Here is a 17,480-nt window from a genome sequence, read left to right on the forward strand (position 1 = left end):
CCCCGAAACCTACCCCTCACCGGGACGGTCCGAAGGGTGAGACTGCCTACTCAGGCCGGCGGCCGCGAGCCCCGGATCTCGATCAGCAGGTCGGTCACCGCGGTCATGATCCGCTTCGTGGCCTCCTCCAGCACCTCACGGGACGGCGAGGGCGTCATGAGGTCCGAGAGGTCCACCGGCGGGCCGGCGATCAGGTTCACCGTCTTGCGCGGGAAGGCGCGCGGAAGCACGGCGTCCGACGGCAGCAGGTGGTGCGTGCCCCAGTTCGCCAGCGGGATGACCGGGACGCCGGTTTCCAGCGCGATCCGCGCGATCCCGGTCTTGCCGCGCATGGGCCACCCGTCCGGATGATCCGTGAAGGTCGCCTCCGGGAAGATGACGACGCATTCACCCTCACGGACGGCGCTGACGGCGTCGCGGTACGCGTCCGACGCCGTCGCCGCCCCTCGGTAGACAGGGATGTGCTTGCCGGAGCGCATCACCGAGCCGATGACGGGCGCGTCCCACAAGCTGGCTTTCGCCAGGTATCGGGGCACGCGTCCGTGCGCGAGGCAATATGCCGTCACTGTCGTCGGGTCGGCGAACGAGAGATGGTTCGACGCGACCAGGAAGCCGCCCGACGAGGGCAGGTGCTCCCCGCCGCGCACCCGGAACCGGGTGAACAGCACCAGGAACGGCCACACGACGTTGATCGCGAAAGCGAACCAGGCGCCCCGGCCGGCGCGGGCGAAGCGCCGGCCGAAGGCGATCATCTGGCGGAACGTCAGCAAGTCACCCGAAGCGGGGCTCAGCGCGGTCCAGCGTTCACGGGGTCTCAGCACCATGGAGGTAATTCGTAGCCGAACCCGCCCCGGTTCGGCTGAAACCACGCGCGAACGCGGCGTGGATCACACGCGCTCGAGCACCACCACGGGGATCTCGCGGTCGGTCTTCTTCGCGTACTCGTTGTAATCCGGCCACACCGCGGCGAGCTTCTCCCACAGCTTCGCGCGCTCCTCGCCCTCGAGGGTCCGGGCCCGCGCGGTGAACTTGTCCGCCTTGACCTGGACCTTGACCTCGGGGGTGGCCTGGAGGTTCTTGTACCAGCCCGGGTCCTCCGGCGCGCCGCCCTTGGAGGCCACGATCACCGGGTTGTCATCGTCGTCGAACTGGTAGATCAGCGCGAACTTGCGGTCCTCGCCGGTCTTGCGGCCCTTGGTGGTGAGGATGAGGCAAGGCGCGCCCTTCTCCCAGTCGTGACCCACCTCGCCGTCGGTCTCTTCGTAGCGACGGACGTGCTCGTCACCGAAAAGCATGTCTGCGTTCCTCTCCTCGTCCTGGGGTGCGATGGCGCCCTGCCAGTCTGACGCGAACCGGTCGGTCGCGCTGATCAACTCGTGCAGGGTGCCGGGTTCGTCGAACGCGTGACCCGAGTCGCCGACCATCTTCAGTTCCGCGCCCGCCAGCACCTGGCTGAGCTCCCACGCGGTGATGGCCGGGGTGACCACGTCGTAGCGTCCCTGGACCAGAACGCACGGGATGCCCCGGAGCTTCCCGGCGTCGCGCAGCAGCTGGTCCTCGGCCAGCCAGCCGCCGTGCCGGAAGTAGTGGTTCTCGATCCTCGCGATCGCGAGGGCGAACGCGGGATCGCTGAACGCGTCGATCACTTCGTCCCGCGGGCGCAGTTTGACCGTTTCCCCCTCCCAGCGGCTCCACGCGATCGCGGCGGGGCCGTGCACGGCGGGATCCGGATGGCTCAGCAGTTCGTGATAGACCTCGATCAGGTTCTCCTGCCGGCGCGAAAACGGCACCGGGGCCAGGAAACGCGACCACGCCTCGGGGAAGAGGAACGCCGCTCCCCCGCCGTAGAGCCATTGCAGTTCCTTCACCCGCAAAGTGGCGACACCGCGGAGCACGAGTTCCGTGACCCGTCCCGGGTGGGTTTCCGCGTAGGTCAGCCCGAGCACGCTCCCCCACGAGCCGCCGAAGACCATCCAGTGTTCGATGTCCAGATGCTCGCGCAAGCGCTCGATGTCGGCGACCAGGTGCCACGTCGTGTTGACCGAAAGATCCGCCTCCGGGGTGGCGCAGTTCGGCGTGCTGCGCCCGCAGCCGCGCTGATCGAAAAGGACGATCCGGTACCGCCCGGGATCGAACAGTCTCCGATGTCTCGGGCTCGAACCCCCTCCGGGGCCGCCGTGCAGGAAAATCACCGGCTTGCCCTCGGGATCGCCGCATTCCTCCCAATAGATCTCGTTGCCGTCACCGACAGGCAACATCCCTTGGACGTAAGGTTCGATTTCCGGATAAAGGCCGAGCATGTCCGCCACTATGCCCCAAACGCCAGCTTGGAGGATCGATGAAGGCTCGCCCCCACGTGACGCTGGAAGATGTGGCGCGCACCGCGGACGTGTCGCTCGCGACCGCGTCCCGCGTACTCAACGGCACCGCCACCGTCCGGGGAGATCTCCGCGAACGAGTGATCGCCGCGGCGTCCGAGCTGTCGTATACCCCCAATGCTCACGCTCAGGCGTTGGCCGGTGGCTCACAGCCCACCGTAGGGGTGATCTGCCACGACGTCGGCGACCCGTATTTCGCCGCGATCGCCGGCGGGGTCATGCGAGTGGCGAGTGAAAACGATCTTCTGGTGATGCTCGCGAGCACGTTCCGCGATCCGGCCAAGGAGGTCGCCTACGTTTCGACGCTGCGCGCCCAGCGCGCGTCGGCCATTCTGCTGATCGGTTCCGCGTTCGAAGACAAGGCGTGGGAGAAGGCGATGGCCGCCGAACTCGAGCCGTACCGGCGCGGTGGCGGGCACGTCGCCGCGGTCAGCAGGCATCGCGGGCTCAAAGTGGACACCGTCCAGCCCGACAACCGGGGCGGCGGTGCCGAACTGGCGAAGGCCATGCTGGACCTGGGGCACCGGCGATTCGCCGTGCTCGCCGGTCCGAAGAGCCTGACCACCGTCGTCGACCGCCTCGACGGCTTCGCCGCGGAACTGCTGGAGCACGGCGTCGAACTGGCCGAGGACGACGTCGTCGAGGCGGCGTTCACCCGCGACGGCGGCTACGAGGCGATGGAGAAGGTCCTCGCCCGGCCGCGGAAGCGGTGGCCGACGTGTGTGTTCGCGGTGACCGACGTGATGGCGATCGGCGCGATGTCGGCGCTGCGTGACGCCGGTGTCTCCGTGCCCGGCGAGATGTCGATCGCCGGTTTCGACGACATCCCGGTAGTGCGCGATCTCACGCCGGCGCTGAGCACCGTCGCGCTGCCGCTGGAGAAGCTGGGCGAACGGGCCATGGACCTGGCACTCAAGGCGTCCCCCGGCACCCGGCCGCGGATGGTGCGGATGTCCGGCGAGGTCGTCCTGCGCCACAGCACCGCCGCTCCCGCTCGCTGAAACCCTTGTGTGCGAGCCGCGAGGTGACCTACCGTGGCCCGAGAAAGCGCTTTCTCACACCCGCGCCACGGAGACCCGATGACCTTGATCGCCCTGCCCACCGCCGAAGGCGGACTGGTGGAGTGGACGCCGCGAGGGGCGGAAACGCCCGCGAAACCGGCGTCACCGCCGACCTCCCGGATCGCTTACGCGGCCGCACACGTGGTCGCCGACCCGCTCGCCGCCGCCGACCCCGAAGAAGGCGCGGTGCTGGACTGGGACACCACGCTCGCCTTCCGCGAGCACCTGTGGTCCTGCGGTCTCGGCGTCGCCGAGGCGATGGACACCGCGCAGCGCGGCATGGGCCTGGACTGGGCCACTACCAAGGACCTGATCCGGCGCACCGGGGCGCTCGCCGCCGGACGGCCGTGGGTGGCGGGCGTCGGCACCGACCAGCTTCCCGACGGTGAAGCCACTGCGGGGTCCATTGTGGACGCCTGGCGCGAGCAGCTGGACCTGGTCGGCGAGGCGGGCGCGATCCCGGTCGTGATGGCCAGCCGGGCGCTGGCCGCGTCGGCGTCCGGCCCCGGGGACTACCATGCCGCGTACGGGAAACTGCTTTCCGGTACGGATCGTCCGGTCCTGCTCCACTGGCTGGGCGAGCAGTTCGACCCGGCGCTGGCCGGCTATTGGGGCCACGGCGACGTCCGTGAGGCGGCCAAGGAACTGGGCAGGCTCTGCGCCGAGCACGCCGGCGTGATCGCCGGGGTCAAGGTTTCGGTGCTCGACGCGTCGATCGAGACCGCTTTCCGCCGCGCGCTGCCCGAAGGCGTCAAGTGCTACACCGGCGACGACTTCAACTACCCGGAGCTCATCGCCGGGGATGACCAGGGACACAGCGAAGCGCTTCTGGGTATCTTCGACGCCGTCGCGCAGGTCGCCGGCGCCGCGCTCGCCCGGCTCGACGAAGGCGACAAGGCCGGCTTCCACGGCCTGCTGGACCCGACGGTGGCCTTGAGCCGGGCGATCTTCCGGGCCCCCACCAGGAATTACAAGACCGGCGTCGTCTTCCTCGCCTACCTCAACGGGCACCAGGAGCACTTCCGCATGGTCGCGGGCCGCGAGTCGGCCCGTTCCATCACGCATCTGGCCGAACTGCTGCGCCTGGCCGACGCCGCGGGCGCGCTCACCGACCCGGATCTCGCCGTCGCGAGGATGCGGCCGCTGCTGGCCGCGGCGGGGGTGGCCTGATGGACCGGTTGAGCCTGAACCAGATCACCACCAAGGCGTGGTCGGTGCCGGAGGCCGTGGCGGGCTGCGCCGAGGCGGGCGTCCGCTGGATCGGCCTGTGGCGGGACAAGGTCGCCGAGACCGGCGTCGAAGAGACCGCCCGGCTGCTCAAGGAGTACGACGTCGGCGTGTCGTCGTTGTGCCGTGGTGGTTTCTTCACCGGGATCACCCCGGAAGGGTCCCCTGTGGACGGTGTCGCGCAGACCAGGGAGGCGATCGACGAAGCCGCCGCGCTGGGCGCGGACGTGCTCGTCCTGGTCGTCGGCGGGGTGAACGGCGATCTGGCGTCGTCGCGGCAGCGGGTCGCGGACGCGGTCGGCGAGCTGGCGCCGTACGCCGGTGAGCGTGGGGTCCGCCTCGGCCTGGAACCGCTGCACCCCATGCAATGCGCCGAACGTTCGGTTCTGTCCACAGTGGATCAGGCGCTGACGATCGCGCTGGAGCATCCGGCCGAGCAGGTCGGCGTGATCGTCGACGAGTTCCACGTGTGGTGGGACCCGCGGATCGAGGAGTCGATCGCCGCCGCGACGGGCCGGATCGCCGGATTCCACGTGTGCGACCAGAAGGTACCTCTGACCGACACCCTGCTCGGCCGGGCGCTGCCCGGTGACGGCCCGATCGACCACCGGCGCCTGAAGGCGTGTGTCGAGGCCGCCGGATACACCGGTCCGATCGAGGTCGAGGTCTTCGACGCCGACCTCTGGCGCCGCCCCGGTGGCGAGGTGCTCGCGGAGACCGTGAAGGCGTACCGGGACCACGTTTCCTGACGAAAGTAAGGGTCGCTCGCTGCCCAAGGTCCGCTGTCCGGGCGGCCGTGGTTTCCTACCGTTCGCGGTATGAAACCACGGCTGCTCTGGTGGCTGGGCACAGCGCTGCTCCTGCTCGCCGTCCACACCGACTGGAACGTTCCGCTCGCGGCCTGGGTGTTCCCGGTCTTCCTTCTCCGCTACGCCCGCCAGGTACCTCTCCGGCGCGCGATCCTGATCGTGGGCCTGTCCCTGCTGATCGGGCAACTGTTCTGGCTCGGGGTCACCGGCCTGCTGTTCGTGCTCTCCGGCCTGCTCGCGTTCACCTTGCTCACGGTGTTGCAGACGACCGCGTTCCTGGCCGATCGCCTGCTCGCCGACCGCGCCGGACCGGTGAGGACACTGGTGTTCCCGGTGACGCTCGTCGCGGGCGAGTACCTCTTCACGGTGATCACCGGCTTCGGGGACTTCGGCGCGCTCGGCAGCACCCAGTCCACGAATCTGCCGCTGCTCCAGACCGCGTCGGTGACCGGCGTGTACGGCGTCACCTTCGTCCTCGCGTGGTTCGCCTCGGTGGCGAACACCGTCTGGACGGAAGGGTGGCCGCGGGTCAGGCGCACGGCGCTCGTCCACGCCTGCGTGCTCGGCGTGGTGTTCGCCGCCGGTGGCGCGCGGTTGCTGTTCGACGCCCCCACGACGGAGACCGTGCGGATCGCGGGGATCAGCCCCTCGTCCGACGCGGACCGGTCGAGTTCCGACGCGCTGGAACGGATCGGGGTGAAGTACTGGCGTGCCGAGGAAGTCGGCGCGGCCGACCCGGTCGCGGTCGGTAAGGCGTTCGCGCCGGTCACCGAGGATCTCGTGATCAGGACCCGGCAGCAGGCATCGGCGGGGGCGAAGATCGTGCTCTGGCCGGAAACGCATGCCCGCGTGCTGGAACGCGATCAGGCGGCGCTGCTGGCCCGGGTCGGCGCCGAAGCGAAGCAAGCCGGGATCCACGTCGGACTCGCGTACGCGCTCTACACCGCACAGGCTCCCTACATCCGCAACGTGGCCGTACTCGTCGGGCCGACCGGTGAAGTGGCGTGGACCTACGACAAAACGCATCCGACGCCGATGGAACCGATGACTCCGGGCCCCGGCACGGTCCACACCACGGACTCTCCGTACGGGCGGCTCGCGGCGGTGATCTGCTACGACGCGGATTTCCCCGGCCTGATGCGCCAAGCGGCGGGCAAGGAGACCTCGCTGATGCTCGTCCCCGCCAACGACTGGCCGGGGTTCGGCTCACTGCACGCGGAAAAGGCGAGCTTCCGCGCGGTGGAGAACGGTTACTCACTCTTCCGGCACTCCACCCACGGGAATTCAACAGCTGTGGACAGTCAAGGCCGGGTGCTCGGGCACGCCGACTTCCACCGCACGGATCAGCAGACGCTCGTCGCGGATCTGCCGGTGCAACCGAGGACACAGACCGTGTACGGCCGTGTCGGTGACGTGTTCGCCTGGCTGTGTCTCGCCGCCGCCACGCTCTGTCCTTTGTGGACTTATCGGCGAAGGCGCACAGGGAAACGTTAGCGCCCTGTTACGGAAGGGGTGGTGTTCGTAACGTCATACCCGAAAAGAACAGTGTTCAAGGGTTAAGCTCCCCCGCATGCCGAAACTGCTGGTGGTCGAAGACGACGACGCGATCGGCGGCGTCCTCGAATCGACCCTCCGTCTCCACGGCTACGAGGTGTCGTGGCAGCGCGACGGCCGCACCGCGCTCGCGGCCGCCGCGGGCGGCGACATCGACTTCGTCCTGCTCGACCTCGGTCTGCCGGATCTGGACGGGGTCGAGGTCTGCCGTCGGCTGCGGGCGGAGCTCCCCGGCGCCGTCCTGGTCATCCTGACCGCCCGGCAGGAGGAGATGGACGTCGTCGTGGGCCTGGAGGCCGGCGCCGACGACTACCTCACCAAACCCATCCGGCTCGGCGAACTGCTCGCCAGGGTCCGGGCGCACCTGCGGCGCGGGACGGCTCCGCCGGAGAGCAGGCCCGCGATCGCCATCGGTCATCTGCGGGTGGACACCGCCGGGCGGCGGGTCAGCGTCGGCGGCCGGGAGATCTCGTTGCGGGCCAAGGAGTTCGACCTGCTGGCCCGGCTGGCCGAGCAACCGGGCGTCGCGGTCAGCCGGGACACGCTGATGTCGGAGGTGTGGGACGCGCACTGGTACGGCTCCACGAAGACCCTCGACGTCCACATCGCCGCGCTGCGCCGGAAGCTGACCGAGTCGGCGCCCACCCCCGAGCAGGCGCCGAGGATTTCGACGCTGCGCGGCCACGGCTACCGCCTCGAACAGCCCTTCGAGGGCTAGGGATCCGAGCGCGAACACCGCACTCGCGTGCTTGAACCCGGATCTCGCGTGTGCGGTCTTCAAGCACGCGAGTGCGGAGTTCAAGCACGCGAGTGCGGCTAGTAGTCGCGCAGGTCGGAGACCTCGTCGCGGGCGGCGAGCTGCGCGATCCGCGCCGACGCCGCCACGCACGACACGATCACCACCGCTGCCAGCATCCCGAAGTACCCGTGCGGCGAAGGCGCTCTCTCCACGTGCGCGAGCAGTACGAACACCACCCCCAGCAGGTGCCCGCCGATCAGGCCTCCACCGCCGACGACCAGCGCGTCACCCGCGATGAACGCCGCCACCTGACGCCGTTTCCCGCCGAGCGTGCTCACGATCAGCAGATCGCGACGCCGTTCGTTGAGCGCCGCTCCGAACGACGGTCCGGCCGCGGCGGCCGCGAGGATCAGCGACGCGATCAGGTCCACCTTGGCCGCACTGCAGCCGTCCTGGGTGAAGGCGGACGAGATCGCGAACGCCACCGCCAGCGCGACCAGCGTCACCGACCGCCCCAGCAGCGCGCTCCGCCACGAAATGGACAACGCGAGCACACCCGCGAGCCCCGAGACGAGCGGCCTGAGCACCCCGCCGATCACCCGCTTGCCCTTGCGCAGCGCCAGCTCCACCAGCCGCCACAACAGCATCGTGCCGCCCGCCCAGCCGAAGAGCGGCCAGACGAAGGCGAGCGCGAGCAGGATGAAGTCGAGGCCGTAGGGCGACCACCACGGCGGTCCTTCGTCGGCGGGGACGAAATACCACTCGCGCACCACCGAGGGCAGGACGGCGATGGCCGCGACGGCCGTCCCGGCGAGGAGCAAGAGAACGATTTCCCAGGCGAGAGCCATGCCGGATACGGTCAGGAAACCACCGGCCAGTGACACGACGACACCGGCGAGCCCACCGGCCAGTCCGGAAGCCGCGGCTTCGGCCGAGGCCAGCCCGAGCACCTGCCCGCCGGTCGCTCCCCGGGCGCGCAGGAGATCCTGATCCGCCCGCAACGACCGCTCGGACGGAGTCGCCAGCAGCACCACGAGCACCGTCGCGGGCACCCACGGCGGTGCCGGTTCCCAGGCCCAGCCGTGTACCGCGAGCAGCGTGGTCGCGATCGCGACCCCGGCCGCGGGCACGCCGAGCCTGGCGGGACGCACGCGCGCGATCCCGCCGACCCACAGCGCCATCGCCGCGATCACCGGTCCCGCACCAGCTTCCCGTCGACCATCGTCCAGCGTTCGCCGAACAGCCCGGCCGGGGCCGGTTCGGCCGTGGCCACCAGCAGTCCGGCGGCCAGCTGGTCGGCGGCCCGCACGAGCCTGCCGAGGATTCGCTCCCCCGCACGCTGGTCGAGCCAGCCCGCCGGGTCGTCGGCGAGGATCAGTTTCGGCGCGGGCGCGAGCGCCCTGGCCAGGATGGCGAGCCGGAGCTGCTCACCGGTCAGGTCGCGGGGTGCCTTCTTGGCGAAGCCGGCGAGGCCTACCAGGTCCAGCGCGCCGTCGACGGCGTCACGGACCGCGGTGCCGGTCCGGCCCGCGAGGACGAGCGGCAGGGCGACGTTGAGCCGGACGTCGAGATCGCGCAGCAGCCCGCCGTCCTGCAGCACCAGCCCGATCAGGTCGGGACCCGGCGGCGACGGCTCGAAGGCAGGCCACTCGATGGTGCCCGCCGTCGGTTTCTTCAACCCGGCGAGCAGGTGCAGCAGCGTGGTCTTCCCGGCGCCCGCCCTGCCGGTCACCACCGCACGGGTCTCCGCGCCGATCACGCAGGTGACGCCGTGCACGGCGACCACGGCGGTCAGCCCGGAACCATAGGTGTGCGCCAGCTCGTCGGTACGGACCAGTGGTGCCGTCACGCCACTCTCACGATCCGGTGCGCGGCCGCCGCTATCTGGGGGTCACGGGTCGCCACGACGACGGCCGTCCCGCGGGCCGCGACGGCGCACAGCAGATCCATGAGTTCGAGCGTGGCGAGCCCGTCGAGTTCACCGGCCGGTTCGTCCGCGAGGACCACCTCCGGCGCTCCGGCCAGGGCGACGGCCACTCCGGCCCGCGCACCTTCCAGCGCCGACAGCGTGCCTGGATAGGCGTCACCGCGTCCGGCCAGCCCGACCAGTCCGAGCAGGTCGTCGGCGGTGGGGAGGGAGCGGCGGCCGGCGAGCCTCCCCGCCAGCACGACGTTCTGCCCGATGGTGAGGTGATCGAAGAGATTCCCGCGCCTGAGCAGCACTCCGACGCCGGGAGCGCCGCCGGGAGCGCCGCCACTTCCGGCGGGCAGCACGGCCACACACTCGCCCGGGACGGCGAACCGGACAAGGGGGACGGATCCGGGCCCCGGGCCTGCCATGACGGCGGCTCGTCGGCGCATTGCCCCAAGGTAAGGCGAACGGGGTCAACATCGGCTTGACCTCAGGTCAACGGACGGCAAAATATCGCGCCGGGTGGGTGATCCTCATCGTCGTCGGCCACACTCTGTCCGTGCGCCGCCGGATCGTCACCCTCACCGTGCTGGCCGCGGTGCTGGCGATCACCCTCTTCGGGGCGCCGCTGGCCATCGCGGTCGCCAGGTTCCACGAGGGCAACTCGACCCACGACCTCGAACGGGTCGCCGACACGGTCGTCCTCGACGTGACCGGCGAACTCGCCAACGGCCGGGTCCCGGAGCTCAAGCCGATCAAACCGGACAAGGACCGGATCCGCGGGATCAGGGTCGCGGTCTACACCCCGACCGGCAGGCTCCTGACCGGCAACGGCCCGGCCAGCGAAGACCGCTTCGTCCGCGAAGCGCACTACACCGACATGGCGACCGGGACCCGCGACGACGAGGTGGTCCTGGCCGTCCCGGTGCTCAGTGGACCATCACTGGTGGGAGTGGTCCGCGCCGCCCATCCCCGGTCCGAACTGGACGCCTTGATCCGGATGACCTGGCTGAAGATGGCCGCGCTCGCCGGACTCGCGATCGGGGCCAGCTGGCTGATCGGGCGCCGGATCGCCACCCGGCTGGCGCGGCCGCTGGAGGATTTGGCCGGCACCGCCGAACGCCTCGGCGAAGGCGATTTCACCGTCCGCGCCCGCCGGACCGGGGTCCGCGAGATCGATCAGGTCGCCGAAGCCCTCGACGTCACGTCCGAGCGGATCGGAGAGACGCTGGAACGCGAGCGGACCTTCTCCTCCGACGCCTCTCACCAGCTGCGGACGCCGCTGACCGGGCTACGCCTGCAACTGGAAGCCGCGCTGGAAAGCCCTGACCGCGACCCCTACGCGACGATCCGCGACGGCATCGCGTCGGCCGACCGGCTGGAACGCACCATCGACGACCTGCTGGCGCTGGCCAAGCAGATCAGGGCCCCGCGTGCGCTGCTCGACCTGGGCAAACTCTTCGAAGAGGTCCGGCAGACCTGGCACGGCCTGCTCGCCGGACGCGGCCGCGCGCTGCGGATCAGCGGACGTAAGGCTCTGCCGGCGCGGGCGGCGGACGCGGCCGTGCGACAGGTGCTCGCCGTGCTGCTGGACAACGCGGCGGCGCACGGACGCGGCACGGTCTCCGTCCTCGCGCGCGACGCCGGGGACGCGCTGGCCATCGACGTCAGCGACGAGGGCGCCATCGAGGACGGGCGCGATCCGTTCGTGACCGAGGACCGGACCGAGGAGCGCGAGGGCAACGGGATCGGGCTGCGGCTGGCGCGGAGCCTGGCCGAGGCGGAAGGCGGGCGGCTGCGGCTGACCAGCCCGTCGCCGACGACGTTCACGCTGCTTCTGCCCGCCGAACGCCCCTCACCGCGAAATGAAGAAGGCCCGGGCCTGGCGAGCTAGGGGGGGTTACTCGCCAGGCCGGGCCGGTAGGAGGCAAACGCGCCCCGACAGCGCGCACGGCATGCCACCTGAATGAAGACCGTAAAGACCAGCGGGCCAACAGACGGTACACGCCGGATTAACTGACACTTTGCTTTTCGATGTCACAGAAATTCGGTGACCGCCCAGCCGGGCTGAATCGATCGTGGGAAGATTGAACGCATGACCACCGAGCCGGCGCCGAGATGGCGGAGACTGGAACCGGACGAACGCAAGGAGCAGATCTTCGCCTGCGCGGCCCGGCTTTTCGGGGACCGCCCGTACTCGGAAGTGTCCACTTCGGACATCGCGGCGGAGGCCGGGGTCGCCAGGGGTCTGATCAACCATTACTTCGGCACGAAACGCGAACTCTATCTGGAGATCATCCGGCGGGCGCTGACCGTGCCGCGGCTCGCGGTCGAGATCCTGCCGGAGGGCCCGCTCGAACTGCGCGCCGATGTCGCCATCGACTGGTTCCTGGACATGGTCACCAGCCAGGAGAAGATGTGGCTGGCCGCGATCGCGCCGGAGGGTATCGGCCGGGACCTCGAGGTCGAACGGATCCTCGAAGAGGCCGATCGCGAATCGGCGGACCGGGTGCTCGAAGCGGTCGGGCTCTCCCGCGAGAGCGAACACGGGCCGGAGCTGAACGCGCTGGTCCGCGCGTTCGGCGGGATGGTCAAGGCGGCGGGCCGCGAATGGCTCGTGCGCGGTTCGCTCGATCGCGCGCAGGTGCACACGTTGCTCAGCAAGTCGCTGGTCACGCTGGTCGGCGACGTCTTCCCCGAGATTCAGCGCGGCTGAGAAGGGAGAAGCCCCCGGCACCTCGAGGGGGAGGTTGGTGCCAGGGGCTTCGGGACCGGTGACGAGCACCGGTATTCCTCCACACTACGCCGATTCACTGTCACGGCTCTGTCAAACTTCCGAGAGCGTTCAACTGGGTGAGCCGGAGTTCGAGTCCGTCGAGACAACGCTGCACGGCGTAATCGTAAAGACGCTCGTAGTACCCGGCCGCGAGGTCGGGATCCGTCACCAGCGCCGAGATCGACTCGCCCAGCGCCGCCATGCCCGGCAGGTCCTCGCGCGTGCGATACGCCGCATAGCCCTCGCATCGGTCGAGCTGGAGCGCCATCGCGCTCTCGCGGTCGTCCTCCATCGCGACGAACTGGCAGGCGGTGGCGAGCAGCAGGTTGTAGGCGAACGGCGCCTCACTCCCGAAGCCCGCCGCGAGCAGGCGGCCGATCCCGGTGTTCATGGTCGGCACGGCGGCGGCGACCGACGGCCCGAACAGGGCCAGCCGTCGCGCCGAACCGGGATAGCGGCGCAGGACGGTCCGCACGGTCGGCAGGAACTCGCCGAACCAGTCCCGCCACGCCCACGTCTCGTCGGGCAGGGTCAGTTCGCCGACCACCCGGTCGAGTACCGCGACGACGACGGTGTCCCGGTCGCCCACGTGGTGGTAGATCACCGCGGGGTAGGCGTCGACGGCGGCCGCGAGCTGCCGCAGCGTCCAGTTCTCCAGGCCCGACTCGGCCGACAGCTCCAGCGCGGCGTCGACGATCCGGTCCCTGGTGACCGCCGGTCGTCCGGAAGCCGCGCGGGACCTCGGGCGGGAACCCGCGTCTTCGGAGAAAGTCGGCATGCGGGCTACCGTATCCGCATTCGGCTGGTCGTACGGCGGGGGCTTCCGGCAGGATCAGGACATGCCCCGCGCGCGTGTGAACGGCCTCGAACTCGAGTACGACACCTTCGGCTCCCCCGAGGATCCACCGCTCGTCCTGGTGATGGGGCTCGGCGCCCAGATGGTGACGTGGGAGGTCGGCTTCTGCGAACTGCTCGCCGCGGGCGGGCTCCACGTCGTCCGGTTCGACAACCGCGACATCGGCCTCTCGTCCTATCTGGACGATCTCCCCGCACCGGATCTTGCCGCGCTCGCCGCGGGCGACCTGACCTCCGCGCCGTACCTGCTGTCCGATCTCGCCGCCGACGTCACCGGGCTGTTCGACGCGCTCGGGTTCGCACGCGCGCACGTCGTCGGCGCGTCGATGGGCGGGATGATCGTGCAGCAGCTGGCGATCGACTCGCCAGGGCGGCTGCTCAGCCTGACGTCGATCATGTCGACCACCGGGGATCCCTCGGTCGGGCATCCGGAGCCCGCCGCGCTCGCCGGGCTGACGCGGCCGCCCGCCGCCACCCGGGAGCAGGCGATCGAAGACTGCGTCGAGTGGTTCAAGCTCGTGGGTTCGCCCGGTCACCCGACCGACGTGGAGTTCCAGCGGATGAAGGCCGCCCGCAACTACGACCGGGCGAATCATCCCGCCGGCGCGTTGCGGCAGGCCGCCGCCGTCGTCGCTTCGGGTGACCGCACGGCGAAGCTGCGAGAGGTCCACGTCCCGACGCTCGTCATCCACGGCGAGAGCGACCCGCTGATCAACGTCAGCGGCGGAAAGGCGACCGCGGAAGCGATCCCGGACGCCGAACTGCTGCTGTTCCCCGGTATGGGGCACGATCTGCCGCGGCAGCTGTGGCCCGCGATCGCCGACGCGATCATCGCGCACACGCGCAAGGCCTGAGGCGTCAGGATTCCGTCAAGCTTCCGGGCGGCGGCGTAGGGAAGCCGTTCACGCGGGCGGCACGGCCGGTGACGTGGAGTTGACTGGGCGGATGAGGAATCCCGAGTGCTTCGGCTTCCCGTTCGGTTGTGTCTCCGTCGTCGTCGTGGCGTCGGTCGCCGGACTCCTCGGTTCGGCGCGACATCACAGCTTTTCCCTGCTGTCATTGGGTTTCGTCGTGCTCGTCGCCGGCATCGTGACGAGCTTGACCGCGACCGCCGGGACGGCGGTGATCGCCTGGGGTGTCCATTCGGGATTCACCATCGGAGCGTCGGGCGCCCTCCGGTTCACCGCCGAAACCGGTGCCGCCGCGGTCGTGTTCGCCGCCGCGGCCGGGCTCGGCGCGCTCGCCGGAGCGGCACGGCGCGGCCGGTGGGTTCAGCGGGCGACGACCATCGCGACCACCGTCGTGAAGGATCCGCCGACGTTCAAGGTCAGCGCTTTCCGTACCCCTTCGATCTGAAGCGGCCCGGCGGTCCCGGCGACCTGACGCGCGGCGTCGTGCACCATCCGCACCCCGGTCGCGCCGACCGGGTGACCGAGCCCGAGCAGCCCCCCGCCGGGGTTCACCGGGAGGACGCCGTCCCGCGCGATCCCACCGGATTCGATCAGCCGTCCCGCCGATCCCGGTGGGGCCGCGCCGAGGTGTTCCAGCGCCACGAGCGCGGTGATGGTGAAACAGTCGTGCAGTTCGACGACGTCCATCTCCTCGGCGCCGGAGACCTCCGCGCGCCGGTACGCGTCGAGCACGGCGCCGCGCAGATGCGGGAACAGGTACTCCTGCCCTTCGGCGCGATCCAGCTTGCCCCGCAACGACAAATGCGCCGTCCGGTGCCCGAAGCCCGCCAGCCGGGGGACTTCCGCGAGGTCGTGTCTCCGGCGTTTCGCCCACTCCGCGGCGAACGCCGGTGAGGCGAGCACGATCGCGGCGGCTCCGTCGGAGATGCGGCCGCAGTCGTTCTTGCGCAGGACACCTTCCACGACCGGGTTCAGGCGGTCGTCCTGGCCGAACGAGCCGTCGGGGAAACTCCAGTCCCGCGCCTGCGCCATCGGGTTGAGCGCGGCGTTCGCGAAAGCGTTGCGGGCGAACAGTCCGAGGTGCCCGGGATTCAGTCCGTAGCACCAGTCGTAGACATCGGCGACGTCGGCGAACAAGGCGGGCCAAGGGAATTCCGCCGACTTCGCCTCAGCGCCGACCCAGGCCGCGGAGCCCAGGTGCCCGGCCGCCGTCCGCGCGTCGGTGTTGCGCATGATCTCCAGCCCCGTCACCAGCGCGACGTCGTAACGACCGGACTCGATGTCCGCGCTCGCGGCGAGCACCGCCGTCCCGCCCGAAGCGCACGCGGCCTCGTGCCGGACGCTCGGCACACCGTCAAGGTCAGGGACGGCCGCGACCAGCAGCCCGCCGAGCTGGGCCTGGCCGGTGAACAGTTCGGCGGCCAGGTTGGCGACGTGGGCGACGCCGACGTCGTTCGTCTCGACCTGTGCGTCCACCAAGGCGTCGGGCACCACCTCGGCGAACATCTCGAACAGCCCGCCGCCCTCTTTCGCGAAATTCCGCGCGAAATCGGTCTGTGCCCCGCCCAGTACGAAGACCGTCATCGGCCCGTTCCCCCTTCTGGTGCCGTGTCCGAGTCGCCCCACCCCCTGGCAGGGGCGACTCGGACACGGCTTTCCGGCCCTGACGCGCCCGCCCACACCGGCGGCGGTGGGCGAGCGCGAAGGGGATCACCGATTGCGGGAAGGTTCCAGCTGGTCCGCCCGGACCCAGGTCGCGTGAAAACCGAGCGGGACACGCTGGGGCAACAGGACCCTGGCCACGGGTCCGGCGGCGAGATCGGCGGCGTCGAAGACGTCCAGCTCCGAGCGCCCCTCACGCTCGTCCTGGACGAAGGTCACCAGATAGCCGTCATCGGAATCGGCGGCCGCGCCGTCGCGGGGCGCGAACGGCGCCTCGCTGCCCCACCGGCCCGGACCGAAACGATATTCGGTCTTGGCGCCGGCACGATCGTCGTAACGCACCAGGCCGTCGAACTTGAGCGTCGAGTCCGGCGAGATGTGCACCGCGTAGGAAAAGCGGTTCCGGCCGCCGACCACCCTCGAGTCGACGGACGGAAACTCGGTGTTGTCGTCGTCGAGCTGGTTCTCCAGGCACTGTCCGGTCCGCAGATTGAACCGGTAGCGGTGCAGCGAGGCGTCCAGTCGCAGGTACGACAACATCTTGGCGAGCGGGGTGCGTGCGTCCTCCCGCGGCTGCGGGCGTTGGACACGGCAGACGTCGAGGACGATTTCCTCGCCCTGCTCCCAGGAATTGACGACGTGGTAGATGTAGCAGGGGCTGGCTTCGAACCAGCGGATCTGGCTACCGTGACCGTAGCGTGGAAGCACCCCGAACCGGCTCGGCAGTGACCGGTCGAACAGCAGCTTGTGACGGCCGTTGCGCGCCGCCTCCATGTCCTGGACCAGCGGCAGATCCATCAGCACGGCGTAGTTCTCGGTGATCGCCATGTCGTGCGGCAGGCGCGGGCCGGGGAGCTCGATCTCGGTCGTGCTCGCGACCTTGCCGTCCGCGCTGATCACGCCGTAGCGCAGGTACGGCGGCCGCGGCCCGTAGTCGAACCAGAACATCTCGCCGGTGCGCTCGTCGACCTTCGGATGGGCCATCATGTCGCCGACGAGCGTGCCGAGGAAGTCTTCGGCGCCCAGCGTCTCCAGCGACAGCGGGTCGACCGAGTACGGCGTGCCGCACATGTACCAGGTCGAGAGCACCTTGCCACGATGGAAGATCAGGTCGGTGTTGGCGCTGTCCTTGACGTTCAGACCGTGCGTGTTGCCGAACGGGTTGCCCTTGGGCGACTCCATGACGCCCTTCCAGAGCGCCTTGCCCGCTTCGGATTCGGCCTCGAAGGCTTTGGTACGGACCCAGCGATTGCGGTAGCGGGCCTTGCCGTTCTCCAGGTGGACGGCGTGGATCATGCCGTCGCCGTCGAACCAGTGGTAGCGCCCCTCCGGCTCGAACCGGGGGTTGGGCCCGTTGCGCAGGTACACGCCGTTGAGGTCCGCGGGGATCTTGCCGATGACCTCGAGATCGCTCGCGTCGATCTCTTCGCCGACCGGGGCGTAGACGCCCATGAGGTACGGGTTGACCTCGGGTTCCCCGGTGGCCGCTGCCACCAGGACCGGTTGCTCGGAGGTGCTCGACATCGGTACTCCCCGGCTGGTTCGTGTTGACCGATGGCTGAGACACTATGTTTTCTGTAGTCAGGTGTCAATAGG

At 70.0% G+C, this 17,480-nt stretch carries 17 protein-coding genes and 1 pseudogene; 9 read left to right on the top strand and 9 right to left on the bottom strand.

Annotated elements, in window-relative coordinates; all coding sequences use genetic code 11:
* Positions 1-50 precede the first annotated feature (50 nt).
* The 3 genes and pseudogenes from H074_RS30450 to pip all read right to left on the bottom strand — a co-directional run.
* Positions 51-824 carry a lysophospholipid acyltransferase family protein gene (locus tag H074_RS30450; protein ID WP_007033925.1) on the bottom strand — a complete coding sequence of 258 codons (774 nt, stop codon included), beginning with the start codon at positions 822-824 and terminating at the stop codon, positions 51-53.
* Between the two features lie 63 nt (positions 825-887).
* The gene (locus tag H074_RS42485; protein ID WP_476692310.1) at positions 888-1,295 is read right to left on the bottom strand and encodes a nitroreductase family deazaflavin-dependent oxidoreductase; all 408 of its coding nucleotides are present in this window, start codon (positions 1,293-1,295) and stop codon (positions 888-890) included.
* Positions 1,296-1,361: 66 nt separating this feature from the next.
* A pseudogene (gene pip / locus H074_RS30455) lies at positions 1,362-2,300 on the bottom strand (prolyl aminopeptidase); the annotation flags it as partial.
* A gap of 38 nt (positions 2,301-2,338) precedes the next feature.
* Here pip and H074_RS30460 point away from each other — a divergent pair.
* From H074_RS30460 to H074_RS30480, 5 genes are all read left to right on the top strand, one after another.
* The gene (locus H074_RS30460) at positions 2,339-3,379 is read left to right on the top strand and encodes a LacI family DNA-binding transcriptional regulator (RefSeq protein WP_039923700.1); all 1,041 of its coding nucleotides are present in this window, start codon (positions 2,339-2,341) and stop codon (positions 3,377-3,379) included.
* A 78-nt stretch (positions 3,380-3,457) separates the two neighbouring features.
* Positions 3,458-4,609 (top strand): dihydrodipicolinate synthase family protein, encoded by a 1,152-nt coding sequence (locus tag H074_RS30465; protein WP_007033928.1) that lies wholly within the window; start codon positions 3,458-3,460, stop codon positions 4,607-4,609.
* The gene (locus tag H074_RS30470; protein ID WP_007033929.1) at positions 4,609-5,415 is read left to right on the top strand and encodes a sugar phosphate isomerase/epimerase family protein; all 807 of its coding nucleotides are present in this window, start codon (positions 4,609-4,611) and stop codon (positions 5,413-5,415) included. Before H074_RS30465 ends, H074_RS30470 begins: the two co-directional genes overlap by 1 nt.
* A gap of 69 nt (positions 5,416-5,484) precedes the next feature.
* On the top strand, positions 5,485-6,969 hold the full coding sequence (locus tag H074_RS30475; protein WP_007033930.1) for an apolipoprotein N-acyltransferase: 1,485 nt from the start codon (positions 5,485-5,487) through the stop codon (positions 6,967-6,969).
* Positions 6,970-7,045: 76 nt separating this feature from the next.
* Entirely contained in the window at positions 7,046-7,747 is a 702-nt protein-coding gene (locus tag H074_RS30480) for a response regulator transcription factor (protein WP_007033931.1), read from the top strand.
* 98 nt (positions 7,748-7,845) lie between these two features.
* On the opposite strand, the gene H074_RS30485 is transcribed toward H074_RS30480, so the two are convergent.
* Genes H074_RS30485 through H074_RS30495 form a run of 3 tightly spaced genes read right to left on the bottom strand, consistent with a single transcriptional unit; the run spans position 7,846 to position 10,129 of the window.
* Positions 7,846-8,961, bottom strand: coding sequence for an ABC transporter permease family protein (locus H074_RS30485; RefSeq protein WP_007033932.1), 1,116 nt, complete (start codon positions 8,959-8,961; stop codon positions 7,846-7,848).
* Positions 8,958-9,617 carry an ATP-binding cassette domain-containing protein gene (locus tag H074_RS30490; RefSeq protein WP_007033933.1) on the bottom strand — a complete coding sequence of 220 codons (660 nt, stop codon included), beginning with the start codon at positions 9,615-9,617 and terminating at the stop codon, positions 8,958-8,960. The genes H074_RS30485 and H074_RS30490 overlap by 4 nt, the downstream gene beginning before the upstream one ends.
* Positions 9,614-10,129 carry a P-loop NTPase family protein gene (locus tag H074_RS30495; protein WP_039923701.1) on the bottom strand — a complete coding sequence of 172 codons (516 nt, stop codon included), beginning with the start codon at positions 10,127-10,129 and terminating at the stop codon, positions 9,614-9,616. The genes H074_RS30490 and H074_RS30495 overlap by 4 nt, the downstream gene beginning before the upstream one ends.
* Positions 10,130-10,206: 77 nt before the next feature.
* Here H074_RS30495 and H074_RS30500 point away from each other — a divergent pair, with 77 nt between their 5' ends.
* Both H074_RS30500 and H074_RS30505 read left to right on the top strand, forming a co-directional pair.
* Positions 10,207-11,574, top strand: coding sequence for a sensor histidine kinase (locus tag H074_RS30500; RefSeq protein ID WP_007033935.1), 1,368 nt, complete (start codon positions 10,207-10,209; stop codon positions 11,572-11,574).
* A 201-nt stretch (positions 11,575-11,775) separates the two neighbouring features.
* Positions 11,776-12,396: a TetR/AcrR family transcriptional regulator gene (locus H074_RS30505; protein ID WP_007033936.1), complete on the top strand. Its 621-nt coding sequence runs from the start codon at positions 11,776-11,778 to the stop codon at positions 12,394-12,396.
* Between the two features lie 100 nt (positions 12,397-12,496).
* Here the strand turns inward: H074_RS30505 and H074_RS30510 are convergent, their stop codons facing one another.
* Positions 12,497-13,234, bottom strand: coding sequence for a TetR/AcrR family transcriptional regulator (locus H074_RS30510; RefSeq protein WP_007033937.1), 738 nt, complete (start codon positions 13,232-13,234; stop codon positions 12,497-12,499).
* Positions 13,235-13,295: 61 nt separating this feature from the next.
* On the opposite strand from H074_RS30510, the gene H074_RS30515 reads away from it, so the two are divergent.
* Both H074_RS30515 and H074_RS30520 read left to right on the top strand, forming a co-directional pair.
* Positions 13,296-14,165, top strand: a complete 870-nt coding sequence (locus H074_RS30515) for an alpha/beta fold hydrolase (RefSeq protein ID WP_039923803.1) — start codon at positions 13,296-13,298, stop codon at positions 14,163-14,165.
* Positions 14,166-14,256: 91 nt separating this feature from the next.
* On the top strand, positions 14,257-14,667 hold the full coding sequence (locus H074_RS30520) for a hypothetical protein (RefSeq protein WP_039923702.1): 411 nt from the start codon (positions 14,257-14,259) through the stop codon (positions 14,665-14,667).
* Here the strand turns inward: H074_RS30520 and H074_RS30525 are convergent.
* Both H074_RS30525 and H074_RS30530 read right to left on the bottom strand, forming a co-directional pair.
* Entirely contained in the window at positions 14,583-15,806 is a 1,224-nt protein-coding gene (locus H074_RS30525; RefSeq protein WP_007033940.1) for an acetyl-CoA acetyltransferase, read from the bottom strand. The genes H074_RS30520 and H074_RS30525 overlap by 85 nt on opposite strands.
* A gap of 126 nt (positions 15,807-15,932) precedes the next feature.
* Positions 15,933-17,408, bottom strand: a complete 1,476-nt coding sequence (locus tag H074_RS30530) for a carotenoid oxygenase family protein (protein ID WP_007033941.1) — start codon at positions 17,406-17,408, stop codon at positions 15,933-15,935.
* Positions 17,409-17,480: the final 72 nt, after the last annotated feature.

The sequence above is a fragment of the Amycolatopsis decaplanina DSM 44594 genome, from assembly GCF_000342005.1.
Lineage (GTDB): Bacteria > Actinomycetota > Actinomycetes > Mycobacteriales > Pseudonocardiaceae > Amycolatopsis > Amycolatopsis decaplanina.